A 24,184-nucleotide genomic window follows, 5' to 3' on the forward strand; every position below is an offset into this window, starting at 1 on the left:
TCGGGGACCTGGAGCACTTCATGAAGCGACTCGCAGCGATCGCGGCCCTGGCGGCGGTCGCCACAGCCACTGCCGCCTGCGGCACCACGGAGACCGGTGATTCGGCCGGTTCGGGAGGCATCTACACCACGATCGACGGCGCGAAGCAGATCGACGCGACCGCACCGATCAACCCGTTCAACCCTCAGGGGAGCACGTTCGTCGGCTACGACGCGATGTCGCTGGCCTGGCCCAAGAACGACCTGATGGACCCGAACCAGTTCTACCCGGGTCTCGCCGCGAGCTGGACCGCCACGCCCGACCAGGGCGAGGTCGTCATCCACCTGCAGCCGGACGCCCGCTGGTCTGACGGCAAGCCGGTCACCAGCGAGGACATCCGCGTGTCCATCGGCCTCGCCTATACCCAGGGCGGCAGCGCGTACACCGTGAACGCGGGCGCGGCGGGCGCGGCGGCCGACATCCAGATCGTGGACGCCAAGACCGTCAAGATCGTTCAGGGGGCCAACCGGAGCAACGCGTTCCTCAGGAACGTGCTCTCCACGGTCGTCGTCCCCGCCCAGGTGTACGGTCCGCTGCTGCCCGCCGGCTTCTGGACGACGCTGACGGCGGCCAGGGGCACCGGCCCCGCCGCCGAGAAGGCCAAGACCGAGATCACCGGGCTGTCGCAGAAGGTCATCGCCTTCGCGCCGCGCGAGGACGTCTCGGCGGGCCCGTTCGTGCTGGAGCGGGTCAACCCCGGCGCGGCCCTGCTGAAGAGGAACCCGTACTTCTACGACGCCGCCAAGATCGTGCCCGACAAGGTGAAGGTCCTCAACTACACCGGCAACGAGCAGATCTGGAACTACCTGGTCTCCGGCAAGCTGGACAGCGCGCCCTTCACGGCCGTGCCCGCCGCGGTCATGACGCGGATCAAGGAGACCCCGGGCAACGACATCCGCAAGGGCTACTCCCCGGTGGCGGCGTCCCTGGCGTTCAACCAGGCGCGCAAGCCGTACGACAACGTGCACGTGCGGCGGGCCCTCGCGTACCTGATCGACAGGAACCAGGTCACGAAGATCGCCTCTCCGGAGGCGGGCACCCCGTCGGTCACCACGACCGGCATCCACGGCAGCGCCGCCAAGGCGTGGCTGGGCGACCAGATCGGCGCCCTCGACCAGTACAAGGTCGACGCCGCCAAGGCGGACAAGGAGCTGAGGGCCGCCGGCATGGTCAAGAAGGGCGGCACGTGGGCGATGCCCGACGGCAAGCCCTGGAAGGTGCAGCTCAACGTGCCCGCGTCGTTCTCCGACTGGGTCGCGGCGGCCAAGTCGATCACGAGCCAGCTCAACGACCACGGCATCGAGGCCAGCGTGGTCACCTCGGCCGACTACATCCTCTACCTGGACGAGCTGTCCTCAGGAAAGTTCGACATCGGGTTCTGGCTGATGGCACTCGGGCCCTCGCCGTACAACATCTACCAGCGCGTGTACGGCTCGGCCAACGGCTGGTCGCTGCTCGCCGGGCGGCTCAGGCACTCTCCGCCGGGCAAGAACGGCAACTGGATGGCCGGCCCCGAGACGATCGGCGGGGTGAATCCCGGAGAGCTCACCAACCAGCTCAACCTGGCGTCCCCGGAGGAGCAGAAGAGGATCGTCGGCACGCTGGCCAGGCTGACGAACGAGCAGCTCCCCGTCATCCAGATCTACGACTACGTCAACACGCAGTTCGTCAACACGACCCGCTACACCGGCTGGCCGGAGGCGGGCAGCGAGGCGCTGCGGCTGCCCGCGGGCGTGTGGATGCAACTCGGGATGATCAGGAAGAACAGCGTATGAAGCTCTTCGCGCCCCGGGGCGGTCCCCGGAAGAACGCGGTACCCCGACGGCTCGCGGGCCATCTGGTCCGGGGCCTGGTGATGATCTGGGTGGTCACCACGATCAGCTTCGTGATCATCCGCAACATCCCCGGCAACCCGGTGCTCGGTCAGTACGAGACGCTGATCGAGCGCGGCATGTCCCCTGACCAGGCCGAACGCGCGACCGCGGCGCTGTATGGGTTCCTGCCCACCGGCAGCCTGTGGGAGCAGTACGTCGGCTACATGAAGGCGCTGATCCACCTCGACCTCGGCCAGTCGCTCAGCACGCCGGGCACCGAGGTCGTCACGCTGATCGCCTCGGCCACCAAGTGGACCGTGCTGCCGGTCCTCGGGGGCACGCTGCTGAGCTTCGTGCTCGGCGTGACGCTCGGGGTCTACGCGGGAATCAAGCGGTCCGGCAAGCTCGGCGACCTGCTGTCGATCTCCGGCTCGCTGCTCCACGGCGTGCCGCAGTACGTCATCGGGCTGCTCGTCCTGGCGATCTTCACGACCCTGTGGCCGATCTTCCCCGCCGGGGGCCCGGTCGACGTCGAGTTCGTGCCCGGCTTCAACGCCGGCTACCTGGCCTCGCTCATTCACCACGCCACCCTGCCCGTGCTGACGTACGCGCTGGCCAGTTACGGCGGGTGGGTGCTGGCGATGAAGTCCAGCGTGGCCACCGTGCTCGGCGACGACTTCATCCTGGCCGCCGAGTTGCGCGGACTGTCCAGGGGAGTCCTGTTCCGGTACGTGGCGCGCAACGCGATCCTGCCGCTCTTCACGATCCTCGCGCTGTCGCTCGGCATGCTGTTCGGCGGCGCGATCTTCATCGAGCGCATCTTCAACTACCCCGGGCTCGGGCTGCTGCTCGTCAACAGCATCGGCGCCCGCGACTACGCCCTGATGGGCGGCACCTTCCTGGTGACCACGATGGCGATCATCGTCGCCAACATCGCGGCGGACCTGCTGTACGCCGTGATCGACCCCCGGGTGCGTACAGGAGGCACGGCATGACGGTGACCACACTCCTGCCCGGGGGAACCGGGGGGAGCAGCCAGGGCCCGGGGGGCATGCGCGCGACCCTGCGGCGCAACTTCTGGCGGGGCGTCGGGCGCGTGCTGCGCCGCAAGCCCAGCCGCATCCTCGGCGTGGCCATCGTCGCGCTGTTCGCGATCATGGCGGTGGCCGGGCCGATGCTCTACCCCGCCCACCTCCCGCGCGACGACGACGCGCTCTACGCCGCGCCGAGCCTGGCCCATCCCTTCGGCACGGACTTCGAGGGCACCGACGTGCTCGCGCTGGTCGTCACCGGCTCGCGGTACGTCATCCTCACCGGCCTCGCCACCGCGGCCATCACGGTCGCGCTCGGCACGGCCCTCGGGCTGCTCGCCGGCTTCCACCGCGGGCGCTGGGACAGCGTGCTCATGCGGATCACCGACCTCCAGCTCACGATCCCCGGCCTTCCGCTGCTGCTGGTGCTGTCGACCGTCTGGAAGTTCAACAGCCCGCTGGAGATGGGCCTGGTGCTCGGCCTGCTCGGCTGGGGCGGGGTCGCGCGGGCCGTACGGTCGCAGACGCTCTCCCTGCGCGAACGCGGGTTCATCGAGGCCGCCAAGGGCCTCGGCCTGTCGACCCGGCACATCGTCGCCCGCGAACTGCTGCCCAGCATGGCGCCGTACATCGCGATGAACGTGCTCATCGCCGTGACCGGCGCGATCTACGCCCAGGTGGGCCTGTTCTTCCTCGGCGTCCTGCCCTTCGACTCCAACAACTGGGGCGTGATGCTGAACCTCGCCGTCTTCGGCGGCGGGGCCCTGACCAGCACGGCCGCGCTGCCGTACCTGCTGGCGCCGCTGCTCGCCATCCTGCTGCTCACGCTCGGCATCGTGCTCATCGTGGACGCGATGGACGAGATCTTCAACCCACGGCTGCGTGAGGAGTAACCAGGTGACCACCACCGCACCTCCCGGCTCCGGCGACCTGGTCGCCGGGCCCGGCGCGAGCACCGCCCCCGGCGTTCGCGTCCGCGATCTCACGGTCGTCTACAAGACCCCGCTCGGCGAACTGCCCGCGCTCGGGGGAGTCAGCCTCACGATCGAGCCGGGGACCATCACCGGCATCGTGGGGGAGTCCGGCTCCGGCAAGTCCACGCTGGCGCTCTCGCTGCTGAACGCCGTGCAGTCGCCCGGCCGCGTCAGGAGCGGCAGCGTCGAGATCGACGGTCTCGGAGACGTCCTCGAACTGGCGGGGAACGACCTGCGCGAGGCGCGCGGCCGTCACCTCGGGTACGTCTTCCAGGCCGCCCAGAACTCCCTCAACCCGCTCAAGACGGTCGGCAAGCAACTGCTCGACCTCGGCCGTTCCCACGGCGTCGAGGACCAGCGCGCGCTCGTACGGGACGCCAAGGAACTGCTGGAGCGCATGGGCCTGGACGGCGCGCGCGTGCTCGACTCCCACCAGCACGAGCTGTCGGGAGGGATGCGCCAGCGCGTCGGCATCATGCTCGCCCTGGTGCTCAACGCGCAGCTCGTCATCCTGGACGAGCCGACCACGGCGCTCGACATGATCACGCAGGCCACCATCCTGCGCATCGTCCGCGAGGTCCACAAGGAGCGCGGCCTCACGACCCTGCTGGTGACCCACGACATCGGCGTGGCGGCCGAGGTCACCGACCACCTCGCCGTGATGTACGGCGGGCGCGTGGTCGAGCACGGCCCCACCATGCAGGTGCTGGGCGCGCCCAGCCACCCCTACACCAAGGGCCTGATCCGGGCGATCCCGCGCCTTTCCGGCGACACCGACGAGGCCCAGGCGCTGCCCGGACGGCCCCCCACGCTTGGCACCCTGCCCACGCGGGGATGCGTCTTCCGGGAGCGCTGCCCGCTCCGCATGGACATCTGCGAGACGGTGGACCCGCTCCCGACGCGGTACGACGAGCGGATCGTCGCGTGCCACGCGGTCGAGCGGTCGAACTCCCCGGCGGAACACGAGGAGCACGCGTGATCACAGGCACCGGCATCACCAAGACCTACAAGCAGCGCGGCAACGTCCTCGGCGCCCGTGACGTGCGGGCGCTGCGCGGCGTCGACTTCGCCATCGAAAAGGGCGGAGCGGTCTCGTTCATCGGCGAGTCCGGATGCGGCAAGACCACGCTCGGGCGGATCATCGCCGGGCTGGAGACCTACGACTCCGGCGAGATCGTCATCGACGGCACCCCGATGTCCTCCCTCCGGCAGCGGCGCCGGCAGCCGTACTTCCGCAAGATCCAGCTGATCCACCAGGACCCGTACTCGGCGCTCAACCCCACGCGCACGATCCACCAGACCCTGCAGGCGCCGCTGACCCTGCGCGCGCGTCAGACGGGCCGCTCGAAGGACTGGGTGGACGATCGCGCCGAGGAGCTGCTCTCCCTGGTGGGCATCGACCCCGGCTACGTGCTCGGCCGCTACCCCCACCAGCTCTCGGGCGGCATGCGCCAGCGCGTTGTCATCGCCCGCGCGCTCACCGTCGACCCCGAGATGCTCGTCGCCGACGAGTCGGTCTCGATGATCGACGTGTCCATGCGGCTGAGCATCCTCGCCCTGCTCAAGGACCTGCGCGAGCGGCTCGGGGTCAGCGTGCTGTTCATCACCCACGACATCGCCACCGCCAGGTACATCGGCGACGAGGGCGAGCTTTACGTCCTCTACCGGGGGCAGGTCGTCGAGCGCGGGCTCACCGAGACCGTCATCTCCGGCCCGACGCATCCGTACACCCAGTCGCTGCTGTCGGCGATCCCCGTCCTGCACGGGCTGGAGCAGCCCGGCCCGGAGCGGGTCGTGCCGACCGAGGCGCTCGACGAGCGTCTCGCGGACGGCGGATGCCTGTTCGCCCGCAGGTGCCCGTTCCGTACCGAGCGCTGCGAGATCGAGCTCCCCACGCTGGAGCGGGGCGCGGAGTCGACCCACGAGCACGCGTGCTTCCACCCGCAGCGCCGGAACGTCATCCCGGTCGAGGCGGTCGCGTGAGCGACGCCGCCCGCGACGACCACGCAGGTGCCCCCCGCGACGACCGCGCGGGCCCTCCCCGCGACGACCGCGTGGGCGCGCCTTCGGGCGGCGGACGTTCGGGGAGTACGGGCAGCGGCATCCGCCCGGCGGTCCCGGCCGAGCTGCCCGCCATCGGCGAGCTCGCCCAGGCGTCGCTCACGCTGGACGCCACCGACGCGCCGCAGCTCGTGGCACGGCTCGCGGATCCGCCCGAGGGACGCGACCGGGCCGCCCTGGTGACGCCCGGCCTCGACGGCGTCGTGTTCGTCTCCGCCTCCGCCACCGAGGGCGTGGGCCACGTGGACCTGCTGGCCGTGCGCCCGTCCGCCCAGGGCCACGGGACGGGACGGGCGCTGGTGGCGGCGGCCGAGGGATGGCTGCGGGAACGCGGAGCGCGCGAGGTGCGCCTGGCGGGAAACCCGCCCTGCTACGCCTGGCCGGGCATCGACGTCCGCTACACCCCTGCGGTCTGCCTGGCCGAGAGCCTCGGCTACGAGAGGTACCGCACCGCCTGGAACATGACCGCCGACCTCATCCGCTACCTGCCCGCCGACCGTACGGGACACCTGCCCGCCGACCGTACGGGACACCTGCCCGCCGACCTCACGGGTCACCAGCCCGGCGAACTCACCGGCCGGCCGCCCGGCGGCCGTACGGGCGCGTCGGCGGACGAGGAGATGGCCCGGCTCGCCTCGGCCGGGGTAGCCGTCCACGCGGCGCCCGCCGGGGAGCGCTCGGAGGTGATCGCGTTCGTCCGAGAGCACTGGAACGACGCGTGGGCCTGGGAGGTCGCCCAGGCCACCGGATGCCACTACGCCACCCGTCAGGGCGAGATCCTCGGCTTCGCCGCCTGGGGGGCCAGGCCGGGGTGGTTCGGCCCGATGGGCACGGCCGAGGCCGCCCGGGGGCTCGGGGTCGGCGGGGTGCTTCTGCGGCGGTGCCTCGAAGAGCAGGCGGTGGCGGGGTACAGCAGCACGCAGATCGGCTGGGTGGGGCCGGTGCGCTTCTACGCCAAGGCCGTGGGCGCCCACGTCGAGCGGGTCTTCTGGCTCTACCGCCGCCCCCTCGCCTGACGCGCCCCCGCCCCCCGGCTGACGCGCCCGGCCCCTGGCCTGACGCGCCGCCCCTGGCCTGACGCGCCGCCGTCCCCCCGGCCGAGGCGACGCGCGACCCGGTGAACCACTATCGACACCCTGGAAGATGAGGAGTCATGGCCCGACCACTTGCGCTGTCCACGACGGAACAGAGCGACCCCCGCTACCGCCAGATCGACAGGCTGCCGACGGACGAGATCGCCCGCCTCATGAACGCGGCGGACTCCACCGTCCCCGCCGCGGTGGCCAGGGCGATCCCGCGGATCTCCGCCGCGATCGACGACATCGCCGCCCGCATGCAGGAGGGCGGGCGGCTGCTCTACGTCGGCGCGGGCACCTCCGGTCGGCTGGCGGTGCTCGACGCCTCGGAGTGCCCGCCGACCTTCGGCACCGACCCCGAGGTGGTGCGCGGCATCATCGCGGGCGGCGTGCCGGCGTTGACCCGGTCGGTCGAGGGCGCGGAGGACGACGCCGAGGCCGGCGCCGCGGCCATCCGCGAGCAGGGCGCGGGACCGCTGGACTCGGTGGTGGGGATCTCCGCCAGCGGCCGGGCGCCGTTCGTGGTGGCCGCCGTGACGGAGGCCCGCCGCCTGGGCGCGGTCACGGTGGGGCTCTCCTGCAATCCTGGGGTGCCGCTCTCGCGGGCCGCCCACCACGCCATCGAGGTCGTCGTCGGGCCCGAGGTGGTGACCGGTTCGACGCGGCTGAAGGCCGGCACGGCGCAGAAGCTGGTCCTCAACATGATCTCGACGATCTCGATGGTCAAGTGCGGCCGTACCTTCGGGAACTACATGGTCGAGGTGTCGGCGAGCAACGCCAAGCTCGTCGACCGGGCCGCCCGCATCGTGGGCGACATCACCGGCGCCGACCTCCCCGCCGCCCGCCTCGCCCTGGAGGCCGCGGGACACCAGGTCAAGACCGCCGTCGTGATGATCGAGCGCCGGCTCGACGCGCACGAGGCGCGCCTGCTGCTCGCGGCCTACGGTGACCGGCTCGACAGCGCGCTCGAAGCCGGCCGCTAGGACCGGGTACGCAGGGTGAGGGCCGTTGATCTGGGCATACTCTCGGTGAACAGCTGGTGCCGCACGACGGACGGGGGAGCGATGCCACCGCCTGTACGGGTGTGCCGCGTCTACGACGATCCCTCTCAGGGCGACGGGAAACGCGTGCTGGTCGACCGCCTGTGGCCGCGCGGCCTCGCCAAGGAGGACGCGCACGTGGACGAATGGCTCAAGGACGTCGCGCCCTCCAACGAACTGCGCACCTGGTACGGCCACGACCCCGCGAGGTTCGAGGACTTCCGGGGCCGGTACCTCGCCGAGCTCGACGGCCCCACCCGCCGGGCCGCGCTGGACGAGCTGCGCGGGCTGCTCAGGGACGGGCCGGTGATCCTGCTCACCGCCACCAGGGACGTGGAGCACAGCCACGCCGCCATCCTGGCCGACCTCCTGCGCCGGCCCATCTGACCGCCCTGCGCCAGTCCGTCTGACCGTCCTGGGCCGGTTCAGCTACCGCTCCCGCGCCGGTCCAGCCGACCGCCGGGTCGTCCGGGTGAGTCCGGATTCGCCGGGGTCCGCTCGTGAAAGCGGGGCCGGAATCACCGGCAAAGCCTGAGCGGAGGGCGTCCAGAGGAGTACCTTCTCTCAGCGTGTCCTCAGGGCGTACTCACCAGGCACCCAGTGGCGTAGGGCACCATAGAATCATGCCCTATCCACCCATGAGCGACATAAATGCTCATAACCGGCATTCCAGGCGAGCCCTCGGGGCCGTACGCCGGGCGCGGTTCAGGGTGGGCGTGACGCTGTTGTCCATGGTCGCCTCCCTCGGCGTCACGCTCGACGCCGTCTCGGCCTCGGACGCGCCGGGCCGTCAGGGCGTGTCGATCGCCACCCCGCCCGCGGGCCCGGCCGGGTCGCCGGGCTCCGGGAGGCAGGGGCCGTCGGTTTCAGCGGCTTCGTCGGTTTCATCGGGGTCGGTCGGTACGGTCGGCATGGTCGTGGGGCTGGGGGACTCGGTGCCGGCGGGCTCGGCGTGCGACTGCGCCACCTACGTCTCGCTGGTAGGCCAGGGCCTGGCGACCCGGCAGGGAACCGAGGTCGTCAGCAGGAACCTCGCCGCCGCCGGGCTCACGACCAAGGGCCTGCTCGACCAGCTCGCGGACGACGCGGCCGAGGAGTCCGTGGTGGAGGCCGACGTCACGATCATCACGATCGGCGCGAACGACTTCGACAGCGCCTCCATCGAGGACGACGCCTGCGGTCCGGACGCGGATCTGGCCTGCTTCAAGGACGACCTGGCACAACTGCGGGCCAACATGGACGCCATCCTGCGGAGGGTCCGCGCGCTGGAGAAGCGCGACGGGAGCCGGATCATCGTGACCGGCTACTGGAACGTCTTCATGGACGGCGCCGTCGGCCGCGCCCAGGGCCAGGCGTACGTGACGACCAGCGACAGGCTCACGCTGGCCGTGAACGAGACCCTCGCCGCGGCGGCCGCCGCCGCTGGCGCGCGGTACGTCGACCTCTACGTGCCCTTCAAGGGCGCCGACGGGACGCGGGACGACACGGAGCTGCTGGCCGACGACGGCGACCACCCCGACGCCACCGGGCACCGGCTCATCGCCGGCTCGGTCCTCTCCGCCCTCTACGACGTCTGACACAGAAACCCCGGCCGGGTTCAAAATGCCTTTCATCAGAAATGACTTGATGGCGGTTTAAATGCCTTCATCTCCTTGCCGTCGACAAGGAGCATGCGGTCGTGATTGAACAAATGTCCCCCGGCGGCGGATTCGTGAGATATCCCGAGTTATCGTTGAGCCCAGGGGGAGAGCATGATGAAGCGAACATTCGCCGTGACCTTGCTGCTCATGGTGATGGCGGCGGGCCTGGTCGTCACCGCGTCCGCCTGGGGGAGCACGGCTCAGGCGGCGGCGAGGACGACGGTGAGCAAGGCGCAGTACAAGATCCTGTACCACCAGTGCCGGTACGCGAACACCAAGAGGCTCCGCAGGCAGTGCCGGGCGGACGTGAGAAGGAACTACCGCATCGGCAGGTGGAACCCAGATCTCGACTGCCGCACCTATTCCGGCATCACCGTGTGCGGCAAGCTGAAGCTGAGCAGGAGGGAGCGCCGCTGCGTCGTCCGCTCGGTGAGGGACGAGGGCCTGTCGCGCCGGCGTGCCGAGGTGGAGTGCTACGCGTTCGCCTAGACGCGCGTGGAAAGGCCGATATCTGCGGAACCCCTGGAAACGCGGGCTTTGTTCCTCTCGCGCCTTTCCTCCGGCGGGCCAGAGCGGGCGTAAGCCGCAGGTCATGGTGTTTCCCGGCGATCTCACCGGGTAACGCCGACCGGGCTTGGGTCGCTCATGCCGAGGAGGAGACAGTTCCATGATGGAGCACGACGGCGACGTCATCACCGTGCTGACCACCGATCATCGCGAGGTGGAGCAGATGTTCGCCGAGCTGGAGGCGTCGCGCGGCAGCGGTGACGAGGAACGCCGCAGGCACGTGACGGAAAAGGTGATCATCGAGCTGGTCAGGCACTTTGTCGCCGAAGAGGCCTACCTCTATCCGGCGGTGCGCAGGCTCATCCCCGGAGGCGACGACCTGGCCGACCGTGAGATCGGCGAGCACGCGGAGGCCGAACGCCTGATGAAGGACCTGGAGCGCACCGACACCGGCGACCCCGCCTTCGGTCACCTGCTGGACAAGCTCATGGCCGCCGTGCGCGAGCACATGCGGGAAGAGGAGAGCCGGCTGTTCCCCGAGCTGGTCAAGTACGCCGACGCGGAAGAGCTGCACGGCATCGGCAAGAAGATCACGGCCATCAAGAAGATCGCTCCGACCCGGCCGCACCCCGCCGCGCCCGGCAACCCTCTGGTCGGCAAGCTCCTCGCCCCCGGCACGGGCCTGGTCGACAGGATCCGCGACCTCGCCAGCGGGCGGGGAAAGGACTGAGGGCGAGAGCGGTTCCGGTGGCGGCCGTACCGAGATCCGCCACCGGAACGGGGCTCAGGAGGGGACGTGGTTGCGCAGGCGCAGCTCGTCGGGGTAGGGGAAGAAGTACGTCTGGTCCCGCAGGTACGTCGCCTCCGCGCCCCTGATGTGGTGGCGGAGCAGGGCCAGCGGCACGCTGAGGGGCACGTGGCGGGCCTGGTACGAGTCGATCACCTCGACGAGGTCGGCGCGCCGCGCCGGGTCCAGATGGCCGCTCACCATACCGAGGCAGTGCTGGAGGACGTTGACGTTGCGGCCGGTCGTCGCCCTGACGGCGAGAGCCGTACAGAAGGCGTGGCGGTACGAGGCGGCGAGCCGGTCCCTCGGGCACGTGCCGGCCTCGGCGACCAGCCGTCCGATCGCCCGGTAGGCGTAGGGGTCGTGGGCCAGGAGCTGCATCTTGTGGCGGGAGTGGAAGGCCACCAGGTCGCGGGGCCGCCAGTCGCCCTCGAACAGCTCCCTCAGCCGGGCGTGCGCGAAGATCCGCTCGACGAACGCCTCGCGCAGCACGTCGTCGTGCAGCCGTCCCTCGTCCTCCACCGGCAGCAGCGGGTGGGCGTTCATGATCCCGTCCGCGAACAGGCCCCGGTTGCGCCGGTCGGCGACCGCCTCCCCGTTGTGGACGGGGACGCCGTGGATGCCGCAGCTCGGGCTCTTGGACTTGAAGACGTAGCCGTCCGCGCGCAGGGCCGCCGCGCGCTCCGCCGCGAGGGCCGTCATCGGCCCGGTGAGGTCCCTGCGGGTCTTGTGGGTCAGCATGCGCGGACCCTCCGGGGCGTGTTCGAGGCGGAGCGTCTCGCGCGGGGCGCCGAGGCCGATGTCCATCTCCGGGCACATCGGCACCCAGTCCACGTGGTCCGCCAGCGCGTCGGAGAGGAACCGGTCACGGCTGTGACCGCCGTTGAAGCGCACCGCCGCGCCGAGCAGGCAGCTCGACACCCCCACGCGCGGCCGGACGCGCTCGCCGCTCATCCCGCCGCCACGTCCAGCAGCGAGGACAGGCGGTGGAGTCCGCGCGTCGTACGGGCCTTGATCGTGCCGAGGGGGACCTGGAGGCGCTCCGCGATCTCCCGCTGGGTCAGGTCGCCGTAGTAGGCCAGCTCGATGGCCTGCCGCTGGGGAGCGGGCAGCTTGGCCAGGGCCCTGCTGAGCTGGTCGCGGTCGGCGAGGTCGTCTCCGGCGGCGCGGCCGTCCTGGCCCGGGGGGTCGCCGACGGCGTCCAGGGGCACGGTGTACGGCGCGCGCGCCCGCAGGTGGTCCACGGCACGCTTGCGGGCGATGCCGAGCAACCAGGCCTCGATGCTCCTCGCCGGGTCGAACCGGTGCCGGCAGCGCCACACCTCGGTGAACACGATCTGCAGCACGTCCTCCACGTCCTGCGCGGGGACGAGCCGCCGCAGGTAGCACCTGACCAGCGGGGCGTACGCGCGGTAGCAGTCGCGGAGCGATTCCACCTCGCCCATGGCGAGGCGGGCCCCAATCGTGTCGTCCATGAGCCCCCGCGACCCATTCAAGGTCACCGGGATCGGGCAGTTCAAGATCATTCCATGGCGAGCCACCCAAGAAACGGTCAATTCGGTACGGCCCTGACCTGGGGCCCTCTTGCCCGCAAGGAGGTCATCCAGGGCATGCCGAGCGGGAGCCCGCACCGCCGGTCTTACGCCCATCGCTCCTCCTTCCGGCCTACCCCTTGTTCCTTCGGGTCCTGGCCCCGTACGGACGCATCCCGCCCCGATGCGATCGGCGCCCCCGCGCGCTGCCCCCGGAACGCCCGCCTCACGATCTGCGCAGCGTGTGTGTCGATCCGGAACGCCCGCCAAGCGATCAGCGCAGCGTATGTGCATCCGGAACGCCCGCCACGGCCGAAAGGGTTAGCAGCGATCAAAGGAGCTGCCCCTATGGTGATGGCGAGGCGAGGCCCGGCCGTGGTCATCGGAGCGGGTCTGGGCGGTCTCTCCGCCGCGATCCGGCTCGCCGCGGCGGGGCGGGAAGTGATGGTGGTCGAGGCCCGGGACGTGCCGGGAGGCTGTTGCGGCACGGCGAGCCTTGGAGGCTACCGCTTCGACACCGGGCCGTCCGTACTGACGATGCCCGGCGTGCTGGCCGACACGTTCGCGGCGGCGGGCGAGGACCTGGATCACTGGCTGCGGCTGCGCAGGCTCGACCCCTACTATCGGCTCAAGTACCACGACGGCTCCCACCTGGACATCGTGGCGGGGGAGGAGGCGATGACCGAGCAGGTGCGCGCCCTGTGCGGACCGGCCGAGGCGACGCGGTACCAGGGCTTCCGGCGGCTCCTCGGCGAGATGTTCGAGGCCGAGTGGCCCTCGTTCATCGACCGCGACATGACCCGGCTCAGGAGCCTGGCCCAGCCGTACGCGCTGTCGCGGCTCGCCGCGCTCGGCGGGTTCCGCAGGCTCGACCGGCTCGTCAGGCGGCACCTCACCGACGACAGGCTGATCAGGGCCCACACGTTCCAGGCGCTCTACGTGGGCCTGTCGCCACGGCGGGCCCTCGGCATCTACGCCGTGGTGGCGCACATGGACACCGTCGGCGGCGTCTACTTTCCCGAGGAGGGAGGCATGCACGCCATCCCGAGGGCCATGGCCGCCGTCGCGGAGAAGGCCGGGGCCACCTTCCTGTACGGCGTGCGCGCGACGAAGATCGAGACGGACGCGTTCGGCGTCGCCGCCGTTCGGCTGGAGAACGGCCTGCGCCTGATAGCGGGCAGCGTCGTGGTCGCCTGCGACCTGCCCCGCGCCCACGCGGGCCTGCTGCCGGACGGCGCGGGGGACTGGCGGCTGTGCCGCCCGAAGTTCTCACCCTCCTGCCTGGTGCTGCACTTCGGCCTCGACCGGCGGCTCCCGGGCCAGGCGCACCACACCCTGCACTTCGGCAAGGAGTGGGACTCCACCTTCACCGCCTTGTCCGCGGGCCGGCCACAGCCCGACCCGAACCTGCTGGTCACCTACCCGGAGTCCGACGCGGGCGCGGCACCGGCCGGGCACGCCACGCTGTCGGTGCTGGAGCCCACCGCCAACATGCTGGGCGGCGGCGACTGGGACCGGCTGACGCCCCGGCTGGAGAACCGCCTGCTCCACCGGCTCGCCGACCTCGGGTACGGCGACCTGCGGGCCGCGCCCCGGCTCACCCTTGACCCGCCCGAGTGGGAGCGGCGCGGCCACACGGCGGGCACCCCGTTCGCCCTGGACCACCGCTTCACCCAGACGGCGTGGTTCCGGCCGTCGGGAAGGGCCAGACAGGTCCCCGGGCTGCACTTCGCGGGCATGCACACCGCTCCCGGGGTGGGGGTGCCACCGGTGCTGATCTCCGGCCGGCTGGCCGCCGAGCGCATCCTGGAGGCCTCACCATGACGCTGACCGCCAGCTACGAGCGGTGCCGGAGGCTCAACGCCGCCCACGGCCGCTCGTACTACCTCGCCACCCTGCTGCTGCCCGCCTGGAAACGCCCGCACGTGCATGCCCTGTACGGCTTCGCGCGCTACGCGGACGAGATCGTGGACTCCTTCGGCATGACCGAAGACCGCGAGACGGCGCTGGACGGCCTCACCGCCCGGCTGGTCCCGGCCCTCGCGGGCGAGCCGGTGCACGACCCGGTGCTGCCCGCGTTCGCGCACACCGTGCGGTCGTTCGGCATCGACCACGCCGACATCGAGGCCTTCCTGCGGTCGATGCGGGCCGACCTGACGGTGAACCGCTACGCGACCTACGACGACCTGCTCGGCTACATGGAGGGCTCGGCCGCCGTCATCGGCACGATGATGCTGCCGGTGCTCGAACCCCTTCCCGGGGCCGGGGAACGCGCCCGCGAGCCCGCGCGCCAGCTCGGGCTCGCCTTCCAGCTGACCAACTTCCTGCGCGACGTCGCCGAGGACCTGGAACGCGGCCGGGTCTACCTCCCACTGGAGGACCTCGGCAAGTTCGGCGTGGAGGTTTCGGACCTCGGGCGCCCGCGAGCCGTCCCGGCCGTACGCGAACTGCTCGCGTACGAGGCGCAACGGGCCAAGGACCACTACCGCCAGGCGCTCGCGGGCATCGAGCTGCTGGTCCCCTCCTCACGGCCGTGCATCCGCGCCGCGTACGAGCTGTACGGGGGAATCCTCGACGAGATCGAGGCCGCCGGGCACGACGTCCTGGTGGCCAGGGCACGCGTGCCCCGGCGCCGCCGAATCTCGATCTTCGTACGGCACCTGCTGGCGGCGTCCTCGGCGGACAGGGCCGAACGGCGCGTAACCGTCGAGACGCCGTGAGAGCCGTCGGCCACGGCCGCCGGGAGCGCGCGACGCCGGGGCCGGTCGTCGTCGACGCGATGGGCGGCGACCACGGACCGGCCGAGACGGTGAGGGGAGCGGTCTCGGCGGTACGGGACCACGGCGTGCGCGTCACGCTCGTCGGCAGGGCGGGCGAGATACGCCGGGAGCTCGCCCGGCACGGCGCCGCCGGAGAGATCGACGTGGTGGACGCCGAGGACGTCGTTCCCATGACCGAGCGCGGCGCGGGCGCGGCCGGGCGGGCCGCGTCCAGCCTGGTGGTCGGCTGCGGGCTGGTCCGGCGGGGTGCCGGAGTGGCCTTCGTGTCGTCCGGCTCCACGGGCGCGGTCGTGACCTGCGCGATCCGGGGACTCGGCAAGGCCGAGGGCGTGCTACGGCCCGCGCTGGCGGTGGCCCTGCCCAACGTCGCGGGCGGCTCCACGGTCCTGATCGACGCGGGCGCGACCTCCGACCCCACCCCGGAGATGATCGCGCAGTTCGCCCTCCTCGGCGCGTCGTACGCCGAGTTGGTGCTCGGGGTGGCCGACCCGTCGGTGGGGTTGCTGTCCATCGGCTCCGAGCCCGGCAAGGGCAACCGGCTCACCCGCAGGGCGGAGGAACTCCTGCGTGGGCTGCCACTGCGGTTCCACGGCAACGTCGAAGGCCATGACGTGCTGGCGGGCACCGTCGACGTGATCGCCACCGACGGCTTCACCGGGAACGTGGTGCTCAAGAACGTCGAGGGGTCCGTCAGGGCGGCACTGACCATGGTCGCGCAGGAGGGCATCGCGACTCCGGACCGGTTGCGCGAGGTCGCCGGACGCTACGACCCCCGCACGCACGGCGGCGCGGCCCTGCTCGGGCTGAACGGCACCGTCGTCGTGGCGCACGGATCCTCGCGAGCCGCGACGATCGCGCGGGCCTGCGTGGTGGCCCGCGAACTGGCCGAGGGCAAGATCGTCACTCGTCTCCCCTCCCATCTCACCGCAGGCCCCGCCACATGAGCCCCGACCACCCCGGCCACGATGGCACGGGTTCCCGAACCGCGCGCCTGGACCCGTGGCTCCCCTCACCCGAGGGGGATGGCACGGGTTCCCGAGGTGCGGGCCTGCGGCTTCGACCTGACTCGTGGCGCCGCGCCTCAGCCGAGAGGGTCGGCCCCGTCCCACGTGCCCTCGCTGCCATAGGGGGCGAACCGGGCGAACAGCTCCTCGGAGTACCAGCCTTCGTCCCGCACGCGACCGATCACCTGGCGGTGGGCGGCACCCCGGTAGGCGAAGGACCGTACGGCGGCGGCGTCGCGCCACAGGGAGAACGTGGCCTGCCGGGCCAGCGGCCACTCTCCGACACCGACCGAGGCCAGGCAGCCGTCCTGCTCCCGCAGGTCACGATCCACCGCCGCAACCGAGCGGTAGAACGCGGCCAGCCGCCCCACCCGGATCGAAGCCCTGGTCACCACCGCTACCGGCCCACGGCTGTCGGCTCTGCTGGGTGGAGTCGTCATCGGCTCGTGGGTGTCGGCTCTGCTGGGTGGAGCTGTCATCGGCTCGTGGCTGTCCGATCCGCTGAGCGGGACCTCGACCGGCCCGCGGCTTTGTGTCTGGTCGATGGGACCGAATGGCTCTGTGCCGCCCCAGCTTCCGCGGGACGTCAGCGGTCTCAGCCGTACGTGCCATGCCTCCAGGGACTCGCCGCGCCAGCGGGCCGCGATCGGCGAGCGGTCCATGAACTCCTCCAGCGACGGCTCGTCGCGCCAAACCGCCAGCATCGCCCAGCGGCTCAGGTCGGCCCCGAGGCTCATGGACGTACCCCGGCCGGTGCCCAGCAGCCGCCAGAACAGCAGCCCCTCGGTATGGTGCAACACCGGCCGGTCGAAGGCCATATACCGCATGCCTCCCATATCGACGTATCTGATGAGGTGAAACGAAGCGATGGTTCCCGTGCTCGTCGCGGTCATCGGCGGCTACCTGCTCGGCTCGGTGCCGGTCGCGGTACTGGTCGCCCGTGCCCACGGGTTCGACCCCCGTGACGTGGGCGACCGCAACCCCGGCTTCTGGAACATGAAGGAGCGGCTCGGCTCACGGGCCGCCGTGCCCGTCTTCGCGGGCGACACCCTCAAGGGGACGTTCGCGGGTCTGCTCGCCCTACTCGCCAGCGGCGCCCACACCACCGGGTTCGCGGGACTGCTCGGCGGAGGCGCCCACACCACCGGGTTCGCGGCTGTGACGGGAGCGAGCGTCACGCCCGTGTACGCGGCGGTGGCGGGGGCGAGTGTCGTACCCGTGTACGCGGCGGTGGCCGCCGCGATGATCGGCCACGCCTGGCCGGTGTTCGCGGGGTTCCGGGGCGGGCGCTCGATCCTGGCGTTCGCCGGGGGCGTCGCCGTCATCTGCCCGCCGGCGTTCCTGCTCGCCGTGGCCCTCCTGATCGTGACGGCCCTGCTCACACGGTCGTTCGCGATCGGCGCGCGGGCCGGGGTGTTCAGCGTCCCGATCCTGCAGTTGTTCTTCACGCCCGTGGCGTACGTGGCCGCGACCGGCGCGCTGATGTGCCTCATCGGTCTGCGTTTCGGGCAGGCGGCTCTGGCGGGCCGCCACTCCTGACGTTCGGACCCGTCCCGGTGCTCGTGCGCTCAGGGTACGTCCCGGCCTTCGCCCGCTCAGGGTACGTCCCGGCCTTCGTGCGCTTCGAGTACGTCCCGGCCTTCGTGCGCTTCGAGTACGTCCCGGTCTTCGCGCGCTTCGGGTACGTGCGCCCCCGCCAGGTGCGCACCGGCCGCAGGCTCGCCTGCGTCAGCCGTACGGCCGTGACCGGGTCCAGCAGCGGGGACAGGAGCACGCCGAGCCCCGGCCGGGTGTAGCTGCCGCGCAGCGCCCCGGTCAGCAGAAGCCTCGTGGCGAGCAACCCGAGGTCGAGCCCTGTGGGTCGCCCCACGGCCAGCCGCAGCACGGGAAGAGCGGTGGTGAGCCACACCACGGCGAGGTCGCCCGCCAGCCGTACGGGATCGGTGACGTCCGGCATCGCCAGCGTTCGTCCCCACTCGCGCCACACGTCGGCCGTGGACTCGTGCATGTCGACCGCCAGCAGGTCACCGGCGTCCAGGAAACGCACGGCCCAGCCGTCGCCCGCCAGGGTCCGGGCCAGCGCCACGTCGTCCGTCATGTGCCCGCGGACCCGCGCGAAGCCGTCGGCCGCCAGCATCGCCTCCCGGCGGAAGGCCATGCACTGCCCGTTGGCCACCACCCGGTGCGGGGCCGGGAGCACGCGGGAGCCTATCGGCCCGAACCGGTAGACCAGTGTCGCGAGGAAGGACGCGTGCAGGGCCTGCTCGGCGGGGCCGTCGCAGACGAAACGGGGACCGAGGCTCAGCAGATCGCAGCCGTCCAGCGCCGAGGCCAGTGCGCTGAACAGGCCTGGTCGCGGACGCGTGTCCGCGTCGAGGGTGACCACGATCTCGGAGGCCGCCGCGTAGAGCCCCTGGTGGAGGGCCCACTGCTTGCCGATCCAGCCGTCCGGCAGCGGCTCGCCCGCGAGGACCCGCGCACCGAGCCCGGCGGCCAGGCGGGCCGTACCATCGGTGGACTCGTCGTCCACGACGATCACCTCGGCCACGGACGGGTCGGCGAGCGCGGCGGTCACGCAGGGGGCGATGCGGCCCTCCTCGTTCCGCGCGGGAATGACGACGGAGATCGACCTCCCGACTGGTGCGGCCTGTGCGGCCGGGGACGGTACGGACGGTGCGGTCGTGCGGCCGAGCGGAGGCAGCCGGTCACGACCCCGCGCCAGCCGTACCCCCGCCACAAGCGCGGCCACACCCTGCGCGATGCTGAGCACTCTCATCGGGCATCTTCTCCAGCTTCTCCAGCTTCTCCAGCGAGTTCAGGGAGGTGGTTTCCCTGCGAAAGTCCTCGTTGACGAGGGAGGCGACGATGCGGCCGCCCATGGCCACTAGCGGCAGGCCGCCGCCGGGATGCGCCGAACCGCCCACCAGGTACAGGCCGCGCCGGGGGCCGCGATTGCCCGGCCTGCGGAACGGGGCCAGCATGCCGCGGTAGGGCGTGCCGTAGATCGCCCCTCCCCACGCGCCGTAGCGGTCGCGCAGGTCGGCGGGGGTGAACAGGTCGACGAACCGCAGCCGCCCCGACAGGTCATGGCCACGGCTCGCCAGGCGTTCGAGCACGAGATCGCGGTATGCCTCCGGGGACATCGGCCACCGGCCGGGGTCCCGGGCGGGGACGTTGACCAGCATCACCCAGTTCTCCGCGCCCGCCGGGGCCTGCGACGGATCGTCCACCGCCGAGCAGCCGATGTACACGGTCGGATCCTCCGGGGGCCTGCGACGGTCGAAGATGTCGGCGAACTCCCGCTCGTAGTCGGCCGAGAAGACGACGGAGTGGTGGGGGAGTCCCTCGGTTCTCCCGTCCACCCCTGCCAGCAGCAGGAACGCCGAGGACGACAGGCCCAGGCCGGCGATGCGGCGCAGGCGGGGCCGGTCGGGCAGCAGCCGCCCGTACAGCGCCGCCGCGTCGGTGTTGGCGATCACCACGTCGGCCCGTACCCTCTCACCGCCGGACGCCAGTCGCACCCCGTGAACCCGCGCTCCATCGGCGAGCACCCCGTCCACCTCGGCGTCCAGGTGGACCTCCACGCCGGCCTTCTCCAGCAGCGCGGCCAGGGCGTCGGCGATGCGCGGCATACCACAGGGTACGTACCAGCCGCCGTGGCCGTGTTCGATCGCTGGTATGCACCCCAGCGCGGCGGGCGCCTCGTACGGGCTGGATCCGGCATAGGTGGCGTAACGGCCGACGTACTGGCGCAGCCGGGGGTCCTGGAAGTAACGGCGTGCCAGGCCGTCGAGCGTACGCCCCGGGGCGACGGCCAGCAGGTCGGACAGCCGGGGCGCACCGGCGGTGGGCCGTCGCAGGAGCGGGCCGGTGAAGAAGGCGCGCTGCGAGGCATCCCAGCAGCCCTGAGCCCAGCGGTGGAAGGCCCGCCAGTTGGCGCCCTCTCCGGGCGCGAGCCGCTCCACCTCGGCGGCCATCCGCTCGGGGTCGCGGTACGCCCGCAGTTCGGAGCCGTCGGAGAAGCGGTACCGGCACAGCTCGTCCAGCTCGACGGTGTCGAGCCGCAGACCGAGATCCGCGAAAACGTCAGGCAGGGTGAGCAGCGAGGGGCCGAGGGAGAAGGTGAAGCCGTCCCGGTGGTGCTCGGCGAGCTTCCCGCCCAGCCTGGGGAGCCGCTCGTACAGCCGCACCCGGTGGCCGTCCCGCGCGAGCAGCAGGGCGGAGACCATCCCACCCACACCCCCGCCGACCACGATCACCTCAACCATCGACGCCTCCACGCGAGCAATGCGAACAGTCCCATGCACGCCCCCCCGGCGGAGGCGACGAGCAGATCGGGCGGCTCGAACACGACCGCGAACCCGACCGTCTCCATAACGGCCATCACCGCGTAGACGGCCACCAGCCCGGCGTTCCCTGCCTCGTGCAAGATCTTGTCGAGCAGGGTCATGACCACCAGCGAGACGATCACCCAGCCCACGAAATTGCTGACCGGTACCCCACGGTAGGGGCCCGGCTCATCCCATGCCCACAGCCCGAGCCGGAGCATCTGCGGATCAAGGAACAGGTCCCAGGAGGTCAGGGCCAGCGCTCCCACTGCTATCCGGGCCGGCGCTCCGAGGTTCATCCGAGCCGGCGCTGCCGGCGGGATCGTGGGGCCTGGGGTTTCCGGGGTGGGCGAGGTCCGAGGGTTACCGGGGGCGACCATCACGGCCACCGCGTGGGCCGCGAGCCCCATGCCGCCCCAGGCCAGCGCCACGATCACCGGCACTCCGCCCAGTTGGGGCCACAGCACGTCCGTGTACCTGTACGGGCCGAAGGGGATCCCGGTCCTGATGCCGATCGACTCGGCCGCGTACCCGACCGCCACCACCAGCGCGAACGCCGTGACGGCCCGCGGAAGGCCATGGACCGCCGCGGCGAATGCCACAGCACCGACCGCCAGCAGCAGGACGACCACGCTGGTGAGCTGGACCGGACGCGGCTGAAGACCCGATGTCACCTGGGCGGCCACCATCGCGACCAGGAACACCGCCCCGGCCACGGTGAACCCGTTGGATCGCAGCCGCGCGGCCGGAACCCCTCTCACCCCACCGGTCTCACGCCGGTCGCCTATGGCCTCTTCCACACCCACTCATTCGAAGAGCGTCCGACATCAGATGCATCCGCCCGCCTCGTACACGAGCCTGGGCGAAGCGCGCACCGGGCGACGCGGGACTTAAAAGAGAGCGGTGCTCAACCGGTGGAATCAAGATCAGAACAACCCAATCAGGCGGCCCGGCTTGCTAGAATGATCGTCTAGAAGGTGCTGGCATCGGATGTGATCCGGTAGAAGGGTGATCATGGGTTCGCTCGCCGACTTCCAGAACGAGATCTACCTGAACGGGCTCGGTGACGTGCTGCCGGAACTGCCCACAGACCTCACCACCCTCGAACGCGTCGCGCAACAGCGGATCGCCCCCGAGGCTTACGGTTACGTCACCGGCTCCGCAGGGACCGAGTCGACGGCGCGGGCCAACCGTGAGGCATTCGAACGCAGGCGCATCGTGCCCCGCATGCTGCGTGACGTGGCCGTACGGGACCTGTCGGTCGAGCTGTTCGGGCAGACGCTGCCCTCCCCGGTGCTGCTGGGCCCGATCGGCGTCCTGACGATCGTGCACCCCGACGGCGAGCTGGCCGTCGCACGGGCCGCGGCGGCGCAGGGGGTTCCGATGGTGCTGAGCACCGCGGCCTCGTACTCCATGGAGGAGGTCGCCGAGGCGAACGGCGACGGGCCCCGGTGGTTCCAGCTCTACTGGTCCAAGGACCGCGACGTCGTGGCGAGCTTCCTCGCGCGCGCGAAGGCCTCCGGCTACACGGCCCTGGTCGTCACGCTGGACACGCACACCCTCGGCTGGCGTCCGCGCGACCTCGACAAGGCGTACCTGCCGTTCCTGCGCGGCATCGGCGTCGCCAACTACTTCACCGATCCCGCGTTCCAGAAGGCGGTCGGCGGCGCGATCGACGACTCCAACCGGGACGCCGCGATCCTGCGCTGGGCGACCACCTTCGGAGACCCCTCACTCAGCTGGGACGACCTGGCATTCCTGAGGGACCACTGGGACGGCCCGATCGTGCTCAAGGGCATCCAGCACCCCGACGACGCGTTACGGGCCGTGGACGCGGGCATGGACGGCGTCGTCGTCTCCAACCACGGCGGCCGGCAGGTCGACGGCGCGATCGGCTCCCTGGACGCGCTGCCCGGCGTGGTCGAAGCCGTCGGAGACCGGACCACGGTGCTGTTCGACAGCGGCATCCGCACGGGCCCCGACGTCATCAAGGCCCTGGCCCTGGGCGCCCAGGCCGTCCTGCTCGCCCGTCCGTACGCCTACGGCCTCGCCCTCGCCGGAGAGTCCGGCGTCCGCCACGTCATCCGCTGCCTCCTGGCCGAACTAGAAATAGCCATGGCCCTAACCGGCACCACCCGCCCCACAGACCTGATCCCCGACCTACTGGCATCCGGCTAGTTCTCGCACCGTCCCACCCGTGCGTCACGTGACGGGTGTGCCACGTGACGCCCAGCCGGCCGGGTAGGCGGATGTGATGCTGTAGCCCAGTTACGGTGATCATCTCGCGAGAGGTGTGTCCTCGGGGTGCCCGCGCACGATCATCCACAGGATCCACGCCTGGATGAGTCCACCGGCGGTGAGCACCGCAAGCACGAGCTCTGGACTGAGTAGACCGACGAGGCAGCTGGAGCAAGACCAGCGAGATCGGAGCGGTGACCGCGAACAGCACCATCGCCTCCAGACCTTGGCTCCCTGGTTGGCGCGTGCTGATGTCGACGTAGACGGTCGCGGCGATGACGAGTGGCGCATACAGCCCGGCGATTGACCAAGCCTGAACGGTTCCTCAGCGGATCAGTTCTTCTTCGCGAGAAGTGTTGACAGGTGATCTAACGCGGATGCACCCTTCAACCGGGAGAGCGCTCTCTCCCTCCTCGCGTCGCAGTCCTGGCAGGGTGCCTCCCATTTCGAGGAGAAGCAGTGCATCGGTCCCGTCTGGGCACTTCGGTCGCGGTGCGCCATGCATCCCCGATGCTCGCCGGGAGCCCGTCATGATCGGCGTGCTGGTCGTCGACGACAACCCCAGCGTCCGTTCGGCGTTGCGCGGCTTCCTCGACGCCACCGACGACGTACGGGTCATCGGCGAGGCCGCCGACGGCCGAGAAGCGGTCGCCATCGCCCAATTCGTCCAGCCGACCGTGACCCTGCTCGACCCCCGGACGCCGATCGCCGACGGCCTGTCCGTGCTCGGCGAGTTGAGCAGGCACACCAGTGTCCTTGCTCTCACCGTCGACGCCGACCCGGAGCTCATCGCTCGGATGCTGCGCGACGGGGCTCGCGGTTACCTGGTCCACGGCGAGTTCGACCCCGGTGAACTGCGGCGCGCGATCATCGCCGTCGCCGCGGGCCACGGATGGCTGTCGCCCGTCGCCGCGGCCGTCGCCACCGCGACCGTCCGCGACCACGGCGCCCAGGAACAGGCCCAGCACGACCTCGCCGAGCGACGCCGAGAAGCCCGATCCCGCTACGCGCTCACCCAACGCGAACAGGACGTCCTTGCGCTGCTGTCCGAAGGACTGTCCAACGCTGCCATCGCCCACCGATTGCTGCTCACCGAGAAGACCGTGAAGAACCACCTCCACCACATCTTCGCCAAGCTGGGCGTGAACAGCCGTATAGAGGCTGTCCTGCGGTGGATCGGTCACACGTAGCCCTGCGGGCAGTTCAGCCGAGAGCGCCCGCGATGATCGGCTTGCCCTTCGACGCGGGCGATCCCGAACGTACCCACAGGCAGGTGGCCCTGGCATCGATGCCAGGGCCACGTCAGTGCGCCGGGGGAGCGGCGACCGTTCAC

Annotated in this window: 23 protein-coding genes; 17 read left to right on the plus strand and 6 right to left on the minus strand. The window is 71.2% G+C overall.

The genetic code is table 11. The features are described from left to right. Positions 1-20: 20 nt before the first annotated feature. The 11 genes from AB0B89_RS04150 to AB0B89_RS04200 all read left to right on the plus strand — a co-directional run bounded on the left by AB0B89_RS04150 (position 21) and on the right by AB0B89_RS04200 (position 10,912). A complete protein-coding gene (locus AB0B89_RS04150; protein ID WP_358547823.1) occupies positions 21-1,814 on the plus strand; it encodes an ABC transporter substrate-binding protein in 1,794 nt (597 codons plus the stop codon). Next, complete coding sequence (locus tag AB0B89_RS04155; RefSeq protein WP_358547825.1) at positions 1,811-2,848, plus strand: ABC transporter permease; 1,038 nt, start codon at positions 1,811-1,813, stop codon at positions 2,846-2,848. Before AB0B89_RS04150 ends, AB0B89_RS04155 begins: the two co-directional genes overlap by 4 nt. Beyond that, positions 2,845-3,777: an ABC transporter permease gene (locus AB0B89_RS04160; protein WP_358547828.1), complete on the plus strand. Its 933-nt coding sequence runs from the start codon at positions 2,845-2,847 to the stop codon at positions 3,775-3,777. The genes AB0B89_RS04155 and AB0B89_RS04160 overlap by 4 nt, the downstream gene beginning before the upstream one ends. A 4-nt stretch (positions 3,778-3,781) precedes the next feature. Beyond that, positions 3,782-4,837: an ABC transporter ATP-binding protein gene (locus AB0B89_RS04165; RefSeq protein ID WP_358547830.1), complete on the plus strand. Its 1,056-nt coding sequence runs from the start codon at positions 3,782-3,784 to the stop codon at positions 4,835-4,837. Further along, the gene (locus AB0B89_RS04170) at positions 4,834-5,841 is read left to right on the plus strand and encodes an ABC transporter ATP-binding protein (RefSeq protein ID WP_358547832.1); all 1,008 of its coding nucleotides are present in this window, start codon (positions 4,834-4,836) and stop codon (positions 5,839-5,841) included. Before AB0B89_RS04165 ends, AB0B89_RS04170 begins: the two co-directional genes overlap by 4 nt. Next, positions 5,838-6,935, plus strand: a complete 1,098-nt coding sequence (locus tag AB0B89_RS04175; RefSeq protein WP_358547834.1) for a GNAT family N-acetyltransferase — start codon at positions 5,838-5,840, stop codon at positions 6,933-6,935. Before AB0B89_RS04170 ends, AB0B89_RS04175 begins: the two co-directional genes overlap by 4 nt. A gap of 137 nt (positions 6,936-7,072) precedes the next feature. After that, positions 7,073-7,978, plus strand: coding sequence for an N-acetylmuramic acid 6-phosphate etherase (gene murQ, locus AB0B89_RS04180; RefSeq protein ID WP_358547837.1), 906 nt, complete (start codon positions 7,073-7,075; stop codon positions 7,976-7,978). Between the two features lie 81 nt (positions 7,979-8,059). Beyond that, positions 8,060-8,422, plus strand: coding sequence for a DUF488 family protein (locus AB0B89_RS04185; RefSeq protein ID WP_358547839.1), 363 nt, complete (start codon positions 8,060-8,062; stop codon positions 8,420-8,422). A 329-nt stretch (positions 8,423-8,751) separates the two neighbouring features. Then, positions 8,752-9,612 (plus strand): SGNH/GDSL hydrolase family protein, encoded by an 861-nt coding sequence (locus AB0B89_RS04190; RefSeq protein ID WP_358547841.1) that lies wholly within the window; start codon positions 8,752-8,754, stop codon positions 9,610-9,612. 177 nt (positions 9,613-9,789) lie between these two features. Further along, positions 9,790-10,164 (plus strand): hypothetical protein, encoded by a 375-nt coding sequence (locus tag AB0B89_RS04195; RefSeq protein ID WP_358547844.1) that lies wholly within the window; start codon positions 9,790-9,792, stop codon positions 10,162-10,164. Between the two features lie 178 nt (positions 10,165-10,342). Next, a complete protein-coding gene (locus AB0B89_RS04200) occupies positions 10,343-10,912 on the plus strand; it encodes a hemerythrin domain-containing protein (RefSeq protein WP_358547847.1) in 570 nt (189 codons plus the stop codon). 54 nt (positions 10,913-10,966) lie between these two features. Here the strand turns inward: AB0B89_RS04200 and AB0B89_RS04205 are convergent, their stop codons facing one another. Together AB0B89_RS04205 and AB0B89_RS04210 are read right to left on the minus strand one after the other, a co-directional pair. Further along, positions 10,967-11,923, minus strand: coding sequence for a DUF523 and DUF1722 domain-containing protein (locus tag AB0B89_RS04205; RefSeq protein WP_358547850.1), 957 nt, complete (start codon positions 11,921-11,923; stop codon positions 10,967-10,969). Next, positions 11,920-12,444, minus strand: a complete 525-nt coding sequence (locus AB0B89_RS04210; RefSeq protein ID WP_358547853.1) for a sigma-70 family RNA polymerase sigma factor — start codon at positions 12,442-12,444, stop codon at positions 11,920-11,922. Before AB0B89_RS04210 ends, AB0B89_RS04205 begins: the two co-directional genes overlap by 4 nt. A 411-nt stretch (positions 12,445-12,855) precedes the next feature. On the opposite strand from AB0B89_RS04210, the gene crtI (AB0B89_RS04215) reads away from it, so the two are divergent. From crtI (AB0B89_RS04215) to plsX, 3 genes are read left to right on the plus strand one after another with little or no spacing between them, the layout of a single operon-like run. Further along, on the plus strand, positions 12,856-14,325 hold the full coding sequence (gene crtI / locus AB0B89_RS04215; RefSeq protein ID WP_358547855.1) for a phytoene desaturase family protein: 1,470 nt from the start codon (positions 12,856-12,858) through the stop codon (positions 14,323-14,325). Continuing rightward, on the plus strand, positions 14,322-15,221 hold the full coding sequence (locus AB0B89_RS04220) for a phytoene/squalene synthase family protein (protein ID WP_358547858.1): 900 nt from the start codon (positions 14,322-14,324) through the stop codon (positions 15,219-15,221). The genes crtI (AB0B89_RS04215) and AB0B89_RS04220 overlap by 4 nt, the downstream gene beginning before the upstream one ends. Further along, complete coding sequence (gene plsX, locus AB0B89_RS04225) at positions 15,218-16,225, plus strand: phosphate acyltransferase PlsX (protein WP_358547861.1); 1,008 nt, start codon at positions 15,218-15,220, stop codon at positions 16,223-16,225. The genes AB0B89_RS04220 and plsX overlap by 4 nt, the downstream gene beginning before the upstream one ends. A 137-nt stretch (positions 16,226-16,362) precedes the next feature. Here plsX and AB0B89_RS04230 read toward each other — a convergent pair whose 3' ends face one another. Then, entirely contained in the window at positions 16,363-17,103 is a 741-nt protein-coding gene (locus AB0B89_RS04230; RefSeq protein ID WP_358547864.1) for a spheroidene monooxygenase, read from the minus strand. 49 nt (positions 17,104-17,152) lie between these two features. Between AB0B89_RS04230 and AB0B89_RS04235 the strand changes: the two genes are divergently transcribed. Further along, complete coding sequence (locus AB0B89_RS04235; RefSeq protein WP_358547867.1) at positions 17,153-17,824, plus strand: glycerol-3-phosphate acyltransferase; 672 nt, start codon at positions 17,153-17,155, stop codon at positions 17,822-17,824. Here the strand turns inward: AB0B89_RS04235 and AB0B89_RS04240 are convergent. Genes AB0B89_RS04240 through AB0B89_RS04250 form a run of 3 tightly spaced genes read right to left on the minus strand, consistent with a single transcriptional unit; the run spans position 17,775 to position 21,413 of the window. Continuing rightward, the gene (locus tag AB0B89_RS04240) at positions 17,775-19,061 is read right to left on the minus strand and encodes a glycosyltransferase family 2 protein (RefSeq protein WP_358547869.1); all 1,287 of its coding nucleotides are present in this window, start codon (positions 19,059-19,061) and stop codon (positions 17,775-17,777) included. The two genes, AB0B89_RS04235 and AB0B89_RS04240, sit on opposite strands and share 50 nt — an antisense overlap. Next, positions 18,991-20,553, minus strand: a complete 1,563-nt coding sequence (gene crtI / locus AB0B89_RS04245) for a phytoene desaturase family protein (protein WP_358547871.1) — start codon at positions 20,551-20,553, stop codon at positions 18,991-18,993. The genes AB0B89_RS04240 and crtI (AB0B89_RS04245) overlap by 71 nt, the downstream gene beginning before the upstream one ends. Further along, on the minus strand, positions 20,541-21,413 hold the full coding sequence (locus tag AB0B89_RS04250) for a carotenoid biosynthesis protein (protein WP_358547873.1): 873 nt from the start codon (positions 21,411-21,413) through the stop codon (positions 20,541-20,543). The genes crtI (AB0B89_RS04245) and AB0B89_RS04250 overlap by 13 nt, the downstream gene beginning before the upstream one ends. A 214-nt stretch (positions 21,414-21,627) precedes the next feature. Between AB0B89_RS04250 and AB0B89_RS04255 the strand changes: the two genes are divergently transcribed. Both AB0B89_RS04255 and AB0B89_RS04260 read left to right on the plus strand, forming a co-directional pair. Further along, positions 21,628-22,791 (plus strand): lactate 2-monooxygenase, encoded by a 1,164-nt coding sequence (locus AB0B89_RS04255; protein ID WP_358547876.1) that lies wholly within the window; start codon positions 21,628-21,630, stop codon positions 22,789-22,791. Between the two features lie 590 nt (positions 22,792-23,381). Beyond that, on the plus strand, positions 23,382-24,041 hold the full coding sequence (locus AB0B89_RS04260) for a response regulator transcription factor (RefSeq protein ID WP_358547878.1): 660 nt from the start codon (positions 23,382-23,384) through the stop codon (positions 24,039-24,041). Positions 24,042-24,184 lie beyond the last annotated feature (143 nt).

It is taken from the genome of Sphaerisporangium sp. NPDC049002, from assembly GCF_040649355.1.
Classification (GTDB): domain Bacteria; phylum Actinomycetota; class Actinomycetes; order Streptosporangiales; family Streptosporangiaceae; genus Sphaerisporangium.